Origin of the sequence: Enterobacter cloacae complex sp. P1B (genome assembly GCF_014982345.1) — a bacterium.
GTDB lineage: Bacteria > Pseudomonadota > Gammaproteobacteria > Enterobacterales > Enterobacteriaceae > Enterobacter > Enterobacter bugandensis.
This window is the reverse complement of sequence record NZ_JADCLF010000004.1, coordinates 136,583-151,948: the sequence shown is the minus strand read 5'-3', so window position 1 is coordinate 151,948 and position 15,366 is coordinate 136,583. Positions and strand designations below refer to the sequence as shown.

Here is a 15,366-nt window from a genome sequence, read left to right as displayed (position 1 = left end):
ACACACGATGCCGAAATCCGTAATCATCCCGCCGGGCACCAGCACGCCCATCGCCCCGTTTGTCCCCGGCACCCTCGCCGACGGCGTGGTGTATGTCTCCGGCACGCTGCCGTTTGATAAAGACAACAACGTGGTATTTATCAACGACCCAAAGGCGCAAACCCGCCACGTGCTGGAGACGATCAAAACCGTGATCGAAACGGCAGGTGGCACGATGGAGGATGTGACCTTCAACAGCATCTTTATCACCGACTGGAAAAACTACGCCGCGATTAACGAAATCTACGCCGAGTTCTTCCCCGGCGATAAACCGGCGCGGTTCTGCATTCAGTGCGGGCTGGTAAAACCGGACGCGCTGGTTGAGATCGCCACCGTTGCGCACATCGCGAAGTGAGGCAGGCATGAAACTTTCCGTCTCGCCGCCGCCGTACGAGGGTGCGCCCGTGGTGGTCTTTATTTCCGGTCTCGGCGGCAGCGGCAGCTACTGGCTGCCCCAACAGGCCGCGCTGGAGCCGGAGTATCAGGTGGTGTGCTATGACCAGCGGGGAACGGGCAATAACCCCGACACCCTGCCGGAGGGTTACAGCCTTGCGCAGATGGCAGACGAGCTCGCCCAGGCGCTGGCTGACGCAGGCATTGCGCGCTACAGCGTCGTCGGGCACGCGCTCGGCGCGCTGGTCGGCCTGCAACTGGCCCTCGACAGGCCCGACGCCCTCACCGCGCTGGTGTGCGTCAATGGCTGGCTGACCCTCAATGCCCACACCCGCCGCTGTTTTGACGTTCGCGAGCGGCTGCTGCATTCCGGCGGCGCGCAGGCGTGGGTCGAGGCGCAGCCGCTGTTTCTCTACCCGGCAGACTGGATGGCCGCCCGCGCGCCGCGTCTGGAGGCCGAAGAAGCGCTGGCGCTGGCCCATTTCCAGGGTAAAACCAACCTGCTGCGCAGGCTCAGCGCCCTGAAAAAAGCCGACTTCCGCCGCCAGTCCGCACGCATTCGCTGCCCGGTTCACATTATCTGTTCCGCCGACGACGTGCTGGTGCCGTCCGTCTGTTCCGCTGAACTGCACGCCGCCCTCCCGCACGCCCACAAAACGGTCATGCGCCAGGGCGGACATGCCTGCAACGTCACCGAGCCGGACACCTTTAACACCCTGCTGCTGAACGGGCTTGCCAGCCTGCTGCACAGCCCTGAACCCGCTTTATAAGGAGCTTTAATGAGCGAAGCCATTACCCCCGCCGCGCTGGAAACGCTGTTCACCGGTGCCCGCACCCACAACGGCTGGCTGGATATGCCGGTCAGCGACGAGACGCTGCGCGAGATGTATGACCTGATGAAATGGGGCCCAACGTCTGCCAACTGCTCACCGGCGCGCATTGTCTTTGTGCGAAGCGCAGAGGGAAAAGAGAAGCTGCGCCCGGCGCTCTCCAGCGGCAACCTCGAGAAAACGCTTACCGCCCCGGTGACAGCGATTGTCGCCTGGGACGGGGAATTCTACGAGCGCCTGCCCGAGCTGTTCCCGCACGGCGATGCCAGAAGCTGGTTTACCGCAAGCCCCGCGCTGGCGGAAGAGACGGCCTTTCGCAACAGCTCAATGCAGGCCGCGTATCTGATTTTCGCCTGCCGCGCACTCGGCCTGGACACCGGCCCGATGTCGGGCTTTGACCGACAAAAGGTCGACGAGGCCTTTTTCACCGGCACAACGCTTAAAAGCAACCTGCTGATCAACATTGGCTATGGCGATACGCGCAAACTTTACGGGCGTCTGCCGCGCCTGACCTTCGACGATGCCTGCGGACTGGCGTAAGGAGCGATCGTGATGACACCCGATAAACAAACCTTTCGCGACGCCATGGCCTGCGTCGGCGCGGCGGTCAACATCATCACCACCGACGGCCCGGCGGGGATGGCGGGCTTCACCGCCAGCGCGGTATGCAGCGTCACGGATTCCCCTCCCACCCTGCTGGTGTGCCTGAACCGCGGCGCGTCGGTCTGGCCCACGTTCAGCGAAAACCGCACCCTGTGCGTGAATACCCTGAGCGCCGGACAGGAGCCTTTATCCAATCTGTTTGGCGGTAAAACGCCGATGGCGGAACGCTTTACCGCCGCCCGCTGGCAGACGGGCGACACGGGCTGCCCGCGTCTGGAGGATGCGCTGGCCTCGTTTGACTGCCGCATCAGCCAGGTGGTCAGCGTCGGTACTCACGACATTCTGTTTTGCGACATCGTATCGATTATTCGCCACCCCGCCCCGCAAGGTCTGGTGTGGTTTGACCGCAGCTACCACGCGCTTATGCGACCCGCCTGCTAAGGCGCTTTAAGGAGACAGACCATGTTCGGATTTCCCCACTGGCAGTTGAAATCGACCTCCACTGAAGCAGGCGTGGTCGCGCCGGATGAACGCCTCCCGCTCGGGCAAACCATGGTGATGGGCGTCCAGCATGCAGTCGCGATGTTTGGCGCGACGGTATTGATGCCGATGCTGATGGGGCTCGATCCCAACCTGTCTATTCTGATGTCGGGAATCGGCACCCTGCTGTTCTTTTTTGTTACCGGCGGGCGCGTGCCCAGCTACCTGGGCTCCAGCGCCGCCTTTGTCGGCGTGGTGATCGCCACTACCGGTTTTAACGGCCAGGGGATCAACCCCAACCTGAGCGTGGCCCTCGGCGGCATCATCGCTTGCGGGCTGGTCTATACCCTGATTGGTCTCGTTGTGATGAAGATCGGCACGCGCTGGATCGAACGGATGATGCCCCCCGTCGTCACCGGCGCGGTGGTGATGGCGATAGGCCTGAACCTCGCGCCGATTGCGGTGAAAAGCGTCTCCGCTTCGCCGTTTGAAAGCTGGATGGCGGTGATCACGGTGCTGTGCATCGGCCTGGTGGCAGTCTTTACGCGCGGGATGATCCAGCGTCTGCTGATCCTGGTCGGGCTGATTGTCGCCTGTCTGATCTACGCCCTGCTGGCGAACGTGTTCGGCATGGGCAAGCCGGTCGATTTTACCCTGCTTCATCAGGCCGCCTGGTTCGGTCTGCCGCAGGTGACCTCGCCCACCTTTAACACGCAGGCGATGATGCTTATCGCCCCGGTGGCGGTGATCCTGGTGGCGGAAAACTTAGGGCACCTGAAGGCGGTGGCGGGAATGACCGGGCGCAGCATGGATCCGTACATGGGCCGCGCGTTCGTCGGCGACGGGCTGGCGACCATGCTCTCAGGCTCCGTGGGCGGCAGCGGCGTGACCACCTACGCGGAAAACATCGGCGTGATGGCGGTGACCAAGGTCTACTCAACGCTGGTCTTCGTGGCGGCGGCGGTAATGGCGATCCTTCTTGGTTTCTCACCGAAGTTCGGCGCGCTGATCCACACCATTCCGTCACCGGTCATCGGCGGCGCGTCGATTGTGGTGTTCGGGCTGATCGCCGTGGCCGGGGCGCGCATCTGGGTACAGCATCGGGTTGACCTCAGCCAGAACAGCAACCTGATCATGGTGGCCGTCACGCTGGTGCTGGGCGCGGGCGATTTTGCCCTGACGCTGGGCGGGTTTACGATTGGCGGGATTGGTACGGCGACCTTCGGCGCGATCCTGCTTAACGCCCTGCTGAGCCGCCGGATGGCTGCCGCGCCGCAGGCCGCCGCGGCGCATCAGGATTCGTGAAATCGATATGTCGGGTGACGGCTACGCCTTACCCGACCTGCATGCTCCTTAAGAGCGATCACGCCTGCTCAAACAGTCGTTCGATAGCTTTTGTCGGGAAGAACAAAGAATGGCTGTTTTCGCCTGCCAGCGGGATGAACCCCAGCTTCAGATAAAATCGTTTAGCCTGCTCGCTAAGGGCATCAACAAATATTCCGTTTACTCCCACAGCCTGCGACGCCAGGTAAACCACCCGCATAGCGTGTGCAACAAGCGTTGTTCCCCACTCGTTTCCCTGTAGTTCTTTATGAATAGCCAGACGTCCCAGCGTCACGCTGGGTACGTTGAGATAAGGGATCCGACGCTGCTGAGTCTTAGAAGGAAGCATCGCTCTCTCAAAGCAACTTCCCGATAGCGTGTAATAGCCCAGCACGCGCGGATGGTCGCGCTCTTTAAGCAGGTAGGCTCGTAGAATACGTCCATTGTGCTGGCGTACCAGGTGTTCTCTCAGGAAGGCATTTAGCGAGGGTTCACCACAATCAAAATCCCCGAAATCATAGTCGGTTCCCTCTGAAAACATTTCAATCGTGAGATTTGCCAAGACGCTTCACTCCATGTTTCGAAGACGTTTTGCCACTCGCTTGAGGCGTTCATTTGGCTCTGGCGGATTGTCGATAGCATCCATCACCGCATTCCAGGAGGCTTCGTTTAACACGAGACGACGGTGCTGCTCGATGACCTCTGCAGCACGCTCTGACGCACTGTTCACCATAAACTGGGTGATCGTTTGATTCGTCATCGCCGCCGCTTCTTCAATCATTGTTTTGTCTTCGTCCGTTAAGCGAAGATCGATACGCTGTTTTTTAAGTGCTGGCATGGTTTACATCACCGTGTACGGTTTTAATCCGTACATATCCTAAGTAACGTTGCGCTTTTTTTCAATCTAAACCTTTTTCAGCAGTCAAATGACTCGCTTCACGCCCCCGCTTTCTGAGCTTTAGTTCGCTCACCAGCACCCCGGCGACAATAAACGCCGCGCCCACCAGCGCCAGCAGCGGTAAACGCTCGCCGGCCAGTCGTCCGAAAATCCCCGCCCAGACCGGTTCACCGGTGTAGATCACCGTCGCTCGCGTTGGCGATACGCTGCGCTGCGCCCAGTTCATGGTCACCTGGATAATGGCGCTGAAGATGCCAAGCCCCAGCGCGACCACCACTAGCCCCGTGGACATCGGCGGCACGGATTCCCCGGCTGGCACCATCGTCGCGAAGGCCACCAGCGACGCCGTCGCGAGCTGCACCACCGTCACGCGCTTGACGTCCACTTTCCCAGCCCAGGCGCTGATCAAAATAATTTCCGCCGCGATGGCAATGGCCCCGACGAGGGTAATGATCTCGCCCGGCCCCAGCGCCAGCAGGTTATTTTCCGGCCCGGCTAATAAAATCAGGCCGATAAACGCCAGCACGATGCCAATGCAGGACATCAGCCCCGGTAGCCGCCCGAGGCATAACCATTGCAGCAGCGGCACCAGCGGCACGTACATGGCGGTAATAAAAGCGGATTTGCTGCTGGAGATGGTCTGCAATCCCCACGTCTGCAGGCTATAGCCCATCGCTATCGCAATCCCAATCGCCACGCCTGCCTTGAGTTCCTTCAGCGTCAGACCCCGCAGCGTTTTAAGGGAGATCAGCCCCACGGCTATCGCCGCCGTCGCAAAGCGCAGGCCGACAAAAAAGAACGGATCGCTGAGGGTCACCGCGTACTGGACGGCAAGAAAGGTCCCGCCCCAGAACATGGTGATGAGAATAAGGATGGCTTCCTGCGGTTTTATGGAGAATTTAAAGCGTGAGACGGACATGCGACACCAACAAGTGAGATCAATTCTGTAGTGTGCGTTGCCTTTGGTTACAGTTCAATGTTGCAGACATAAAAAAACCGCCGGGAAACCCGGCGGCAGGGAGTCAACCCGGCGTACTACTTATTGCTGCCGTGGCTATTTTTACCCCCTTTTTTACCAGCCTCTGATGCGCGCTGAGGGTCGTTCTTGAAGTTACCCCCGCTAGACTGGCCACCTTTACGACCTGCTTCTGATGCTCTTTCACGGTCTTCAGCGAAATTACCTGAACCACCACGATGGTTTGCCATCTCTAACCTCCAGAGTGTGAAACATTAGACATCATATTGCATTCAGTAAAAGAGGATTCTTTCACCTCGCGGCTAAAGGACAGGGCCTTTATCTGTGCCGCGTGAAACTAAGCTTAGTGGACTGAGGCTATCCGGCAAGCCACGGGTAATATTCTGCAACATGATATCCGCCTTTCGGGTCAGATAACGCGACGGAAATCTATAAGCCTTTCTTATCATTTTAAAATTCGACGACCAGAAAGTTGTTTCATTTTGCTACAGCACCTTATTGTAACCATGTTGTTATAAATCAAAGAAATGCCGTTCATTTTTGCAGTCTGGCCGTGATGTCATATCTTTAAATGAACGCAGCGATCCGCTGTCAGAAAAACCAACGAGGAGTGATGCAAAATGGCAAAAGTTCTGGTGCTCTATTATTCCATGTATGGACACATTGAAACCATGGCTCACGCGGTAGCAGAAGGTGCAAACAGAGTGGACGGCGTTGAGGTTGTGGTAAAACGCGTACCGGAAACCATGCAGGCGGAAGCGTTCGCCAAAGCCGGGGGAAAAACACAAAATGCCCCGGTCGCCACCCCGCAGGAGCTGGCGGAGTATGATGCCATTATCTTCGGCACCCCGACCCGCTTCGGCAATATGTCAGGCCAGATGCGTACCTTCCTCGATCAAACCGGCGGGCTCTGGGCATCCGGGGCGCTGTACGGCAAACTCGCCAGCGTATTCAGCTCTACCGGTACCGGCGGCGGCCAGGAGCAGACGATTACCTCAACCTGGACTACCCTTGCTCATCATGGGATGGTGATTGTGCCAATTGGCTACGGCGCGCAGGAGCTGTTTGACGTTTCTCAGGTGCGCGGCGGGACGCCGTACGGCGCAACCACCATTGCCGGTGGGGATGGCTCACGTCAGCCAAGCAATGAAGAACTCTCTATCGCCCGCTATCAGGGTGAATACGTCGCGGGTCTCGCTAAAAAACTGAACGGCTAACCCAACAGGAGGAAAAGTATGCCAACACAGGAATCCAAAGCTCACCACGTGGGCGAATGGGCAAGTTTACGCAACACCTCTCCGGAGATTGCCGAAGCCATCTTTGAAGTCGCGAACTACGACGAAAAGCTGGCCGAGCAGATTTGGGAAGAAGGCAACGATGAAGTGCTGATTCGCGCCTTCGAAAAAACGGACAAAGACTCGCTCTTCTGGGGCGAGCAAACCATCGTACGTAAAAACGTCTAAGCGTTTCCCCCCGCCATGCGGGGGGTTCTCTTTTACTTCGCCGCGTTATTCATGACCGCATTGAATTTATCAACCGGACAGAAGCCGTTCGCGTCCACCGGACAGCCCTTCAGCTCCAGCGTCACGCGCTGCGCGGGCGACTGCAGTGTCAGCACGCTGGCGTTGCGCAGCTGCTCCGCGCTCTGGTAGACATACTCAATTTTCATCAGCTCCTGATTGCTGTTTTTGTCGTGCCAACGCTGGAAGACAATCTTGCCGCCGATCGGGGTCCGTTCCTGCTGGTCATGCAGCTGATACGGCTTGAAATCCAGCGCGGTGAGCAGTGAAGCGATGTTCGAATCGTGCCCTACCAGCAGAGTAATCTTAGGCGCTTTCGCCTGTTCGGTGACCAGCGTTTTATCGATATATTTCACCAGCGGCTTCGCCACGTTTTGCGCCACCTCGGTGGAGGTAAACAGCGAGTCCTGATAGCCGTTCTTCAGCTTCGACAGCACGCGCCACTGCTGGTCGGTCTTGATTTCACCCCAGGCCACCTGGTCGGCCGGGAAACCTTCGTAATACTGCAGCGTGAACGCGTCCACCAGCGAGTTACCCACCTTCAGCGGCCCGGATACGCCAGGCTCTTTTTCATAGTCGGCGCTGAAGGTATCTTTCGCGTCTGCCAGCGAGCAGACTTTTTTCTCTTTGCAGGACGGGGAATCGGCGTAGTTCGTCATCTGCTCCAGCAGCTTATAGCTTTCGCCAAGCTGCATTTTCTGCCGCTCGGTCTCCATCGCCTTCAGCGCTTTTTCGCGGAATTCCGGCGAGTTGTCGGTAATCACCGGATTAAAGGTCGGGTCCATGGTGCCCATTTTTTCCTGATGGTGCACAGGAACGTCGCAGCCCGGGAACGCACCGGTAATGAAGAACTGCGCGGTGGCGACGGTACGCTGCAGGCTGTTGGCGTAAGCATAAACGCTATCCGCTGGCGGACACTCTCCCGTCTTCACCATCCCCTGCTCTGCCAGCCACTCGCGCATGTAATGGCCCATATAGACTTCCAGCACGCCGCCTTTGGTGGTGAGCTGACCGCCCGGCACGTCCCACTCCGGCCACTGCTTCGGCGTGGACTGCTCCAGCACGCTGCCGTTGTTAGCGAGCGGCGCGCGCAGGTTGTGACGGCTCATGATTAACACCTGCTCCAGCTGATAGCCTTTCGGCGTCTCCTGCGCCTGTGCGCCAAAGGTCATTGAAAGGGTACCTGCCACGGCCACTGCGAGTAGTGCTTTTCTCATCCCTCGTTCCTCACGTTTTTTAATATTCCAGTGAGTGTGACAGATTCGTGACAGTTTTTTCGGGAAGCATTTCTCAAACTGATGATTAACGTGCTTACGGTGGGCGCTAATTAGTTTTATAATAAAACCATACCCCACCGGAGACCTGACCGTGAAACGCACCCGCCTTGAAGAGAGCACCTGCCCCGTCGCCCGTTCGCTGGATATCATTGGCGACTGGTGGTCGCTGCTGATCGTTCGCGACGCGCTGCGCGGGATTAAACGCTTCGGTGAGTTTCAGAAAAGCCTCGGTATCGCGAAAAACATGCTCACCTCGCGGCTGAAGCTGCTGGTCGATGAAGGCATCCTCCGGCTTCAGCCCGCCTCCGACGGCAGCGCCTGGCAGGAATACGTTCTGACCGACAAAGGACGCGCGCTCCAGACGGTGCTGGTTGCTCTCTCCCAGTGGGGCAATGAATTTTTGTTCGCGGAAAACGAATGCGGCACCGTTCTCGTCGATAGCGAACAGCGCAAACCCCTGCGTAAACTGGCACTTATCGCCGACGATGGGCGCGAACTGACGCCTGAAGAGATCGTGGCTAAACTCCCCTCCTGATCGTTCCCAACGGCAAAAGCACAAAATGCCCGGCAAAATGGTTGCATTATAAAACCAAATAGCAGAGAGTTAATTCAGTTTCATATTGAAACCAAATGACCCACTTTGCTTTGAGGTAACACACGATGACTACGCAAATCACCACCGCCTTAATTACCGGCGCCTCTTCCGGGATCGGGGCCGTCTATGCCGATCGCCTGGCCGCGCGCGGCGCTAACCTGGTCCTGGTCGCCCGCCGCGAGGATCGCCTGAAAACCCTCGCCGCCGACCTGCGCGCGCGCTATGGCGTGGCCGTCGCTATACTGGTGGCCGATCTCAGCGATGAAGCCGGGATCCGCGCCGTGGAAAATGAACTGCGCCACAATACCGCCATCGATACGCTGGTAAACAACGCGGGCACCGCGCAGATGGCCCCGTTCCTCGCGGGCGATGTGGCGCAGCATCAGGCCATCAATACCCTCAACACCACGGCGCTGATGCGTCTGACCTACGCCATCCTGCCCCGCCTGGCGCAGAACAATCGCGGGACGCTGATCAATATCGCCTCGGTGTTATCGCTCCATGTCCGAGCGGGCAGCGCGTTGTACAGCGCCACCAAAGCCTGGGTACTGAGCTTTACCCGTGGACTGCAGGAAGAATTTGCCGATAGCAGCGTGCGCATTCAGGCCGTACTCCCCGCCGCGACGGCGACGGAGATCTGGAGCCATTCAGGGGTTACGGTGAACGATCTGCCGGAAGGGTCGGTGATGACTACCGACGATATGGTCGATGCGTCACTGGCGGGTCTGGATCAGGGCGAACAGATCACTATTCCGCCGATGCATGACGCCGCCCTGTGGGATCGCTACGAAGCGGCGCGCCTTGAGCTGTTTAACAGCGCGCGCACCGGGGTTCCGGCACCGCGCTACGTGAAACAGTAGCCTAACGCTCAAGCTGGTCGCCGTACTCGCTCATCCAGGCGGCCAGCGGCGAAAGTGCGTCCTGGAGGGTTAACCCCAGCTCGGTAATTTGATACTCCACGCGCGGGGGGATCTCCGGGTAGACCGTCCGCGTCACCAGCCCGCGCTGCTCAAACAGGCGGAGCTGCTTCGTCAGCTCTTTCTGCGTGATGGGGGCAGCGGCACGCAGCAGATCGCCAAAGCGTACGGGCGTGTTGAACACAATCAGGCGATAGAGAATGGGGATCGCCCACTTACCGGATATCAGGTTGACAAACTGCGTCATCGGGCAGGTATACGCCTCAGATTTTTTTTCGCAGCACACCTCCAGCATTTCTGCCATAGCACACCTCTTGCCTCGTTAGTATCCATTTGGTACCTGGTTTCCTTTCGATACTAACGTTTCTATAGTGCTTTCTCCAGTGACATTTCAGGAGAAGAACATGGGTCGTTTAACAGATAAATATACGCTGATTACCGGCGGTACCAGCGGCATTGGTCTTGCCACCGCGCAGGCGTTTATCGCCGAAGGGGCGCGCGTCGCCGTGACCGGACGCAACCCGGACACCCTCGCCGAAGCAGAGCGCATTCTGGGCGATAAGGCCTGGGTGATCCCAACCGACGCAGGCGATATCGCGTCGCAAAAAGCGCTGGCGGAAACTCTCGCCGCTCGCTGGCCACGCCTGGACGCGGTGTTTCTCAACGCTGGCGACGTGACGCACGCGCCGCTGGAAGCCTGGCAGGAGGATGCGTGGGACCGCCTGATGGGCATCAACCTGAAGGGACCGTTCTTTTTAATTCAGGCGCTGCTGCCGCTGCTGAATAACCCGTCGTCGGTGATCCTCTGCGGCTCCGTGAGCGCACGCATCGGCCTGCCCACCAGCAGCGTGTATGCCGCGAGCAAGGCCGCCCTCCTGTCGCTGGCGCGTACGCTGTCGGCGGAGCTGCTGCCGCGCGGGATCCGCGTTAACGGGTTGAGCCCCGGTCCGGTGGAAACGCCGGCATTTACGAAGACGGGCTTAAGCGAAGAGACGCTTAACGCGATGATGGCGGAGATCATCAAGCTGGTGCCGCTCGGCAGAATGGGCTCGACGACGGAGCTGGCAAAAGCCGCGCTCTATCTGGCGTCCGACGAGTCGAGCTACACGGTAGGAACGGAGCTGCTGGTGGACGGCGGAATGGGGAGTCTGTAACTCAAAAGGCGCTGATGCCGGTGACCGCGCCGACATACAGCGCCGCCCATGCACAGGCGGAAAGCAGGCTGACGGCGTAAACTTTGACGGCGTTCAGACTGAGCATCCCCGCCGCCAGCGGCACGACATAACGCAACACCGCCAGAAAGCGCGACGTAAACAGTACGATGACACCGTTTTTTTGCAGCTGATGCTGAACCCGTAAAAACGTAGCGGCATGCTTCGCCGTAAAGCGCGCGACCAGCCGGGTGTGCCCCATCAACTGGCCGATATGGTAGTTCAGCACCGATCCCGCCGTTGCCCCCAGCACCACGGCGAGCCACGCCAGCGCCGGGGGCATGCTCCCCTGGCTGACGCCGATGCCCGCCAGCAGCATCACCGAGGCGGGCGGCAGCACGGAGGAGATCAGCACCGTGGACTTGCTCAGCGCCATTACGAATAACAGCGCGAACAGATGTGCCGGATAAAGCGCAAAATGATTCAGCAGATTATCAAACCACGCCATTTTCCTTCCCCCGTTAATTAATCCTCCATTTAAAAGGAATAACCTTAAATAAACCCTCAACATTTTATCAATAAGATTTACCTAAACCTTTCTTAAACATTATTTAATTTCCTGAGCGATAAATTTAAACAAGCGTATTATTCCTCACGCTTTACAACGATCTCGTTATGGCGAGGCTCCTGTACAAATACACGTTATCGCTCTGGTGGGTTCGAGAGAACCGGCACAGGGTAAAACAGGCACTGTCGAATCAAGGCTTTGTCAGTATAACTTCCCTTGCGGGATACGGTGTACAGTGCTGAACCCAGGACGTGGGGATCTCCTTTCCGACATGCCCTGTCTTGCTCGCCCCTGAGAGATTTTATTATTCAAAGGGAATTCACTATGTCTTACGCTATTCACAACCACAACCTGGCATTCAATGACAGCGCGGTCGCGCAATATATGAATACCGATTTTATTGTCCTCGACGTTTCATTATGCGTGGCGCTGGCGCGCGAGCAATTCTTCGAAAAATTAAAAGACGATGATATTCCGTCGCATATTTTTATTGAAGACCATGGACGCCTGGCGGGCATGATTGCGGTACGCAAATTATTGCAGGTCACGGATACCGTGCAGCCAATTAAAAGCCTGATGATTTCACAGTTTTTGCAGGTCAAACCGGAAGATGAACGAGCCGATGTCGCCGGACTTCTGGCCCACGGCGACGCGGACGTCGTGCCGGTGGTGACCCACGGCAAGCTCGTCGGCTGCCTGACCGAGCGCGAAATCGCCCATCTGCTGGAAGATGACGTCACCGAAGACGCCCAGCTTCAGGGGGCAACGCTGCCGCTGGAGAAGCCCTATCTGGAAACCAGCGCCTTCAGCCTGTGGAAGAAACGCTCCGTCTGGCTGCTGCTGCTGTTTGTCGCGGAAGCCTACACCAGCTCGGTGATCCAGCACTTCGAAGAGGCGCTGGAGTCTGCCATCGCGCTGGCGTTCTTTATTCCGCTGCTGATCGGCACGGGTGGCAACAGCGGAACGCAGATCACCTCCACGCTGGTGCGCGCCATGGCGCTGGGTGAAGTGCATCTGCGCGACGTGGGCCGCGTGCTGCGCAAAGAGATGACCACCTCGCTGATGATTGCCGTGACGCTCGGTATTGCCGGGTGCATCCGCGCCTGGATGATGGGTATCGGGCTGGAAATCACGCTTATCGTCAGCCTGACGCTGGTATGCATTACGCTCTGGAGCGCGATTGTGTCGTCAGTGATCCCGATGGTGCTCAAGCGCTGCGGCATTGACCCGGCGGTCGTCTCCGCGCCGTTTATCGCGACGCTTATCGACGGTACCGGGCTGATTATCTACTTTAAGATCGCGCAGTATACGCTGGGGCTGGAGTAACGCGATCCGCCAGCTGAATCACCGCACGCGAAAACGCCTCAATCGCCAGCGCAACATCCTCAGCCATCACCGATTCCGCCGGGTGGTGGCTGACTCCGCCCCTGCAGCGCACGAACAGCATGCCCACCGGCCAGCGTTCCGCGATGGCAATCGCATCGTGGCCCGCGCCGCTGGGCAGCGACAGCGAGCGTCCCTGTACCGATTTTACGGCCTCCCCCAGCACGTTCTGCAAGTGCAGATCGCACGGCGTGGCGGCAATGCGGTAAAACTCCTCGGCGCTAAATGCCAGCCCGCGGCGCGATGCGATCGCCCGGGCATGTTCCAGCAGGTCGTTGAGCAACCTGTCCAGCGGTGCATCCTGCGGGCCGCGAATATCGAGCGAGAGCTGAACCTCACCGGGGATCACGTTCACCGCTCCCGGCAGACAGCGCAATTCCCCGACCGTCGCCACCAGGTTGCCGCCCTGCTGTCGGGTAGCGTTTTCAATGATAACCATCCACTCGGCGGCGGCGGCCAGCGCATCTCTGCGGTGGAGCATCGGCACGGTTCCCGCATGTCCGGCCTCGCCGGTGAAACGACAGTTCAGGCGACGGGCGCCGTTAATGGCTTCCACCACGCCAAGCGCGAGCGCCTCCTGCTCAAGGCACGGCCCCTGCTCAATATGCAGCTCGAGATAGGCGCTGAAATCTTCCTGACGCCTTGCGGCATGCGACACGCGGGCAGGATCGAGCCCCGCCTGTGTCATCGCCTGCGCCACGCTGATGCCGCTGGCGTCAGTTTTTTCCAGCCAGCCCTGCGGCCAGGTGCCCGTCAGCCCCCGGCTGCCTAACAGCGTAATGCCGAAGCGGGTGCCCTCTTCATCGCAAAAGCCGACAATCTCGATGGCCTGCGCCAGATGCATTCCCTGCTGATGCAGGCTGTCCACCACTTCAATGGCCGTGAGCACCCCGAGCATGCCGTCGTAGCGTCCCGCGTTGCGCACGGTATCCAGATGCGATCCAAGCAGCACCGCCTGCGCCCCTTCCTGCGCCCCCTCATAGCGTCCACAGATGTTGCCCACGCTGTCCTGCCAGACGGTCATGCCCGCCTGGCTCATCCACTGCCCCACCAGCTGGTTGGCCTGCTGATGCTGCACCGAGAGATAGACCCGGGTCAGCGCATCCGGGGTTTCGCTGATGGTGGCCAGCGCGTCGGCGCGGGCCATCACCCGTTCTGCCGCCGGGCTCATTGCGGCGTCTCGCGGCGATAGTGGTCCCACGCGGCCTGCATCGCCGCACCCTGCGTGGTGGTGAATTTCAGGTAGTTCAGCACCGACTCCAGCGCGCTCAGGGTGGTCATCACGCAGTCCTTGCGCGCGTTGTAGCCCATGGTGCCAATGCGCCACACCTTGCCGTGCAGTGGGCCAAACGAGGTGCCGATTTCAATCCCGAAATCCTCCAGCATCAGCTTACGCACCTGGTCGCCGTTGATGCCCTGCGGGATGACCACGCCCAGCACGTTGTTCATCTTGTGCTTCAGATCGCCAAAGGTCTCCAGCCCCATCGCCTGAATGCCCTTCAGCAGCGCATCGCCGTGCAGCCTGTGGCGGGCGATGCCGTTATCCAGCCCTTCCTGCAGGATCAGACGCGCGCACTCGCGGGCGCCAAACAGCGCGGTGGTCGCTTCGGTGTGGTGGTTGAGGCGCTCCGGCCCCCAGTAGTCCATCACCATGCCGAGATCGAAATAGTTGGAGTAGATCATCTCCTCATCGCCGTCTCGGTGGGCGTCGGTGCGAATGCCCTCCTCAACGCATTTGCGGCGGCGGATCGCCTCCTCCATGCGCGCGCTCAGGGTGATCGGCGACGTGCCCGACGGGCCGCCGAGGCACTTCTGCATCCCGGCCGAGACGGCGTCCAGCCCCCAGGCGTCGGTCTCCAGCGCGTTGCCGCCGAGCGACGCGGTGGCATCGGTGTAAAACAGCACGTCGTAGCGGCGGCAGATGGCGCCGAGCTCCGCGAGCGGCTGCAGCATGGTGGTGGAGGTGTCGCCCTGCACGGTTAGCAGCAGGCGCGGACGAATACGCTTAATCGCATCCTCCACCTGGTCCGGGGTGAACACCTCGCCCCACGGCACCTCGATGGTATGCACCTCCGCGCGGCAGCGGCGGGCAATTTCGCACAGCAGGTGTCCAAAGCGGCCAAAGACCGGCACCAGCACTTTATCTCCGGGGCGGATGGCGGAGACCAGAATGGCTTCAATCCCCGCCCGGGAGGTGCCGTCCACCAGCATCGTCCAGCGGTTCTCGGTGCGAAACACACCGCGATAGAGCGCCATCACCTCGTTCATGTAGTGGGTCATGGCCGGATCGTACTGGCCGATCAGCTGGCTCGACATGGCGCGCAGCACGCGCGGGTCGGCGTTGATCGGCCCCGGCCCCATCAGCAGGCGCTGGGGCGGGTTGATTTGCGGAAAGTGTGCGATATCCATTGTT

General features: G+C 59.4%; 20 protein-coding genes and 1 riboswitch. Of the genes, 11 read left to right on the top strand and 9 right to left on the bottom strand.

The window, feature by feature from the left end; all coding sequences use genetic code 11:
• The first annotated feature begins 7 nt into the window (after window positions 1-7).
• Genes rutC through rutG form a run of 5 tightly spaced genes read left to right on the top strand, consistent with a single transcriptional unit; the run spans window position 8 to window position 3,650 of the window.
• The gene (gene rutC, locus INF77_RS03670; RefSeq protein ID WP_008499822.1) at window positions 8-394 is read left to right on the top strand and encodes a pyrimidine utilization protein C; all 387 of its coding nucleotides are present in this window, start codon (window positions 8-10) and stop codon (window positions 392-394) included.
• A gap of 7 nt (window positions 395-401) precedes the next feature.
• The gene (gene rutD, locus INF77_RS03665; protein ID WP_028012656.1) at window positions 402-1,202 is read left to right on the top strand and encodes a pyrimidine utilization protein D; all 801 of its coding nucleotides are present in this window, start codon (window positions 402-404) and stop codon (window positions 1,200-1,202) included.
• Between the two features lie 9 nt (window positions 1,203-1,211).
• Entirely contained in the window at window positions 1,212-1,802 is a 591-nt protein-coding gene (locus INF77_RS03660; protein WP_041910551.1) for a malonic semialdehyde reductase, read from the top strand.
• A 12-nt stretch (window positions 1,803-1,814) separates the two neighbouring features.
• On the top strand, window positions 1,815-2,306 hold the full coding sequence (gene rutF, locus INF77_RS03655) for an NADH-dependent FMN reductase RutF (protein ID WP_032644856.1): 492 nt from the start codon (window positions 1,815-1,817) through the stop codon (window positions 2,304-2,306).
• Between the two features lie 21 nt (window positions 2,307-2,327).
• A complete protein-coding gene (gene rutG / locus INF77_RS03650) occupies window positions 2,328-3,650 on the top strand; it encodes a pyrimidine utilization transport protein G (RefSeq protein ID WP_045261670.1) in 1,323 nt (440 codons plus the stop codon).
• Window positions 3,651-3,708: 58 nt separating this feature from the next.
• On the opposite strand, the gene INF77_RS03645 is transcribed toward rutG, so the two are convergent.
• From INF77_RS03645 to INF77_RS03630, 4 genes are all read right to left on the bottom strand, one after another.
• A complete protein-coding gene (locus INF77_RS03645) occupies window positions 3,709-4,209 on the bottom strand; it encodes a GNAT family N-acetyltransferase (protein ID WP_192971185.1) in 501 nt (166 codons plus the stop codon).
• Window positions 4,210-4,236: 27 nt separating this feature from the next.
• Entirely contained in the window at window positions 4,237-4,506 is a 270-nt protein-coding gene (locus tag INF77_RS03640) for a DUF1778 domain-containing protein (RefSeq protein WP_193532722.1), read from the bottom strand.
• 61 nt (window positions 4,507-4,567) lie between these two features.
• Complete coding sequence (locus tag INF77_RS03635; RefSeq protein WP_045261672.1) at window positions 4,568-5,485, bottom strand: DMT family transporter; 918 nt, start codon at window positions 5,483-5,485, stop codon at window positions 4,568-4,570.
• Between the two features lie 116 nt (window positions 5,486-5,601).
• On the bottom strand, window positions 5,602-5,772 hold the full coding sequence (locus INF77_RS03630; protein ID WP_001273664.1) for a general stress protein: 171 nt from the start codon (window positions 5,770-5,772) through the stop codon (window positions 5,602-5,604).
• Between the two features lie 390 nt (window positions 5,773-6,162).
• Between INF77_RS03630 and wrbA the strand changes: the two genes are divergently transcribed.
• Both wrbA and INF77_RS03620 read left to right on the top strand, forming a co-directional pair.
• The gene (gene wrbA / locus INF77_RS03625; protein WP_041910554.1) at window positions 6,163-6,759 is read left to right on the top strand and encodes an NAD(P)H:quinone oxidoreductase; all 597 of its coding nucleotides are present in this window, start codon (window positions 6,163-6,165) and stop codon (window positions 6,757-6,759) included.
• 18 nt (window positions 6,760-6,777) lie between these two features.
• Complete coding sequence (locus tag INF77_RS03620; protein ID WP_193532721.1) at window positions 6,778-7,005, top strand: YccJ family protein; 228 nt, start codon at window positions 6,778-6,780, stop codon at window positions 7,003-7,005.
• A gap of 32 nt (window positions 7,006-7,037) precedes the next feature.
• Here INF77_RS03620 and agp read toward each other — a convergent pair whose 3' ends face one another.
• The gene (gene agp, locus INF77_RS03615) at window positions 7,038-8,279 is read right to left on the bottom strand and encodes a bifunctional glucose-1-phosphatase/inositol phosphatase (RefSeq protein ID WP_048958424.1); all 1,242 of its coding nucleotides are present in this window, start codon (window positions 8,277-8,279) and stop codon (window positions 7,038-7,040) included.
• Between the two features lie 151 nt (window positions 8,280-8,430).
• Between agp and INF77_RS03610 the strand changes: the two genes are divergently transcribed.
• On the top strand, window positions 8,431-8,874 hold the full coding sequence (locus INF77_RS03610; RefSeq protein WP_028012647.1) for a helix-turn-helix domain-containing protein: 444 nt from the start codon (window positions 8,431-8,433) through the stop codon (window positions 8,872-8,874).
• Between the two features lie 125 nt (window positions 8,875-8,999).
• A complete protein-coding gene (locus tag INF77_RS03605) occupies window positions 9,000-9,794 on the top strand; it encodes an SDR family oxidoreductase (RefSeq protein WP_028012646.1) in 795 nt (264 codons plus the stop codon).
• Window position 9,795: 1 nt separating this feature from the next.
• Here the strand turns inward: INF77_RS03605 and INF77_RS03600 are convergent, their stop codons facing one another.
• The gene (locus tag INF77_RS03600) at window positions 9,796-10,155 is read right to left on the bottom strand and encodes a helix-turn-helix domain-containing protein (RefSeq protein WP_023335206.1); all 360 of its coding nucleotides are present in this window, start codon (window positions 10,153-10,155) and stop codon (window positions 9,796-9,798) included.
• 100 nt (window positions 10,156-10,255) lie between these two features.
• Between INF77_RS03600 and INF77_RS03595 the strand changes: the two genes are divergently transcribed.
• Window positions 10,256-11,005: an SDR family oxidoreductase gene (locus INF77_RS03595; protein ID WP_028012645.1), complete on the top strand. Its 750-nt coding sequence runs from the start codon at window positions 10,256-10,258 to the stop codon at window positions 11,003-11,005.
• A 1-nt stretch (window position 11,006) separates the two neighbouring features.
• Here INF77_RS03595 and INF77_RS03590 read toward each other — a convergent pair whose 3' ends face one another.
• The gene (locus INF77_RS03590; RefSeq protein WP_193532720.1) at window positions 11,007-11,510 is read right to left on the bottom strand and encodes a DedA family protein; all 504 of its coding nucleotides are present in this window, start codon (window positions 11,508-11,510) and stop codon (window positions 11,007-11,009) included.
• Between the two features lie 154 nt (window positions 11,511-11,664).
• Window positions 11,665-11,834: riboswitch (M-box (ykoK) riboswitch) on the top strand.
• A 60-nt stretch (window positions 11,835-11,894) separates the two neighbouring features.
• Here INF77_RS03590 and INF77_RS03585 point away from each other — a divergent pair.
• The gene (locus tag INF77_RS03585; protein ID WP_045630063.1) at window positions 11,895-12,896 is read left to right on the top strand and encodes a magnesium transporter; all 1,002 of its coding nucleotides are present in this window, start codon (window positions 11,895-11,897) and stop codon (window positions 12,894-12,896) included.
• On the opposite strand, the gene hpxK is transcribed toward INF77_RS03585, so the two are convergent.
• Together hpxK and INF77_RS03575 are read right to left on the bottom strand one after the other, a co-directional pair.
• Window positions 12,862-14,124, bottom strand: coding sequence for an allantoate amidohydrolase (gene hpxK / locus INF77_RS03580; RefSeq protein ID WP_100170500.1), 1,263 nt, complete (start codon window positions 14,122-14,124; stop codon window positions 12,862-12,864). The genes INF77_RS03585 and hpxK overlap by 35 nt on opposite strands.
• A complete protein-coding gene (locus INF77_RS03575; RefSeq protein WP_032651243.1) occupies window positions 14,121-15,362 on the bottom strand; it encodes an alanine--glyoxylate aminotransferase family protein in 1,242 nt (413 codons plus the stop codon). Before INF77_RS03575 ends, hpxK begins: the two co-directional genes overlap by 4 nt.
• Between the last annotated feature and the right edge of the window lie 4 nt (window positions 15,363-15,366).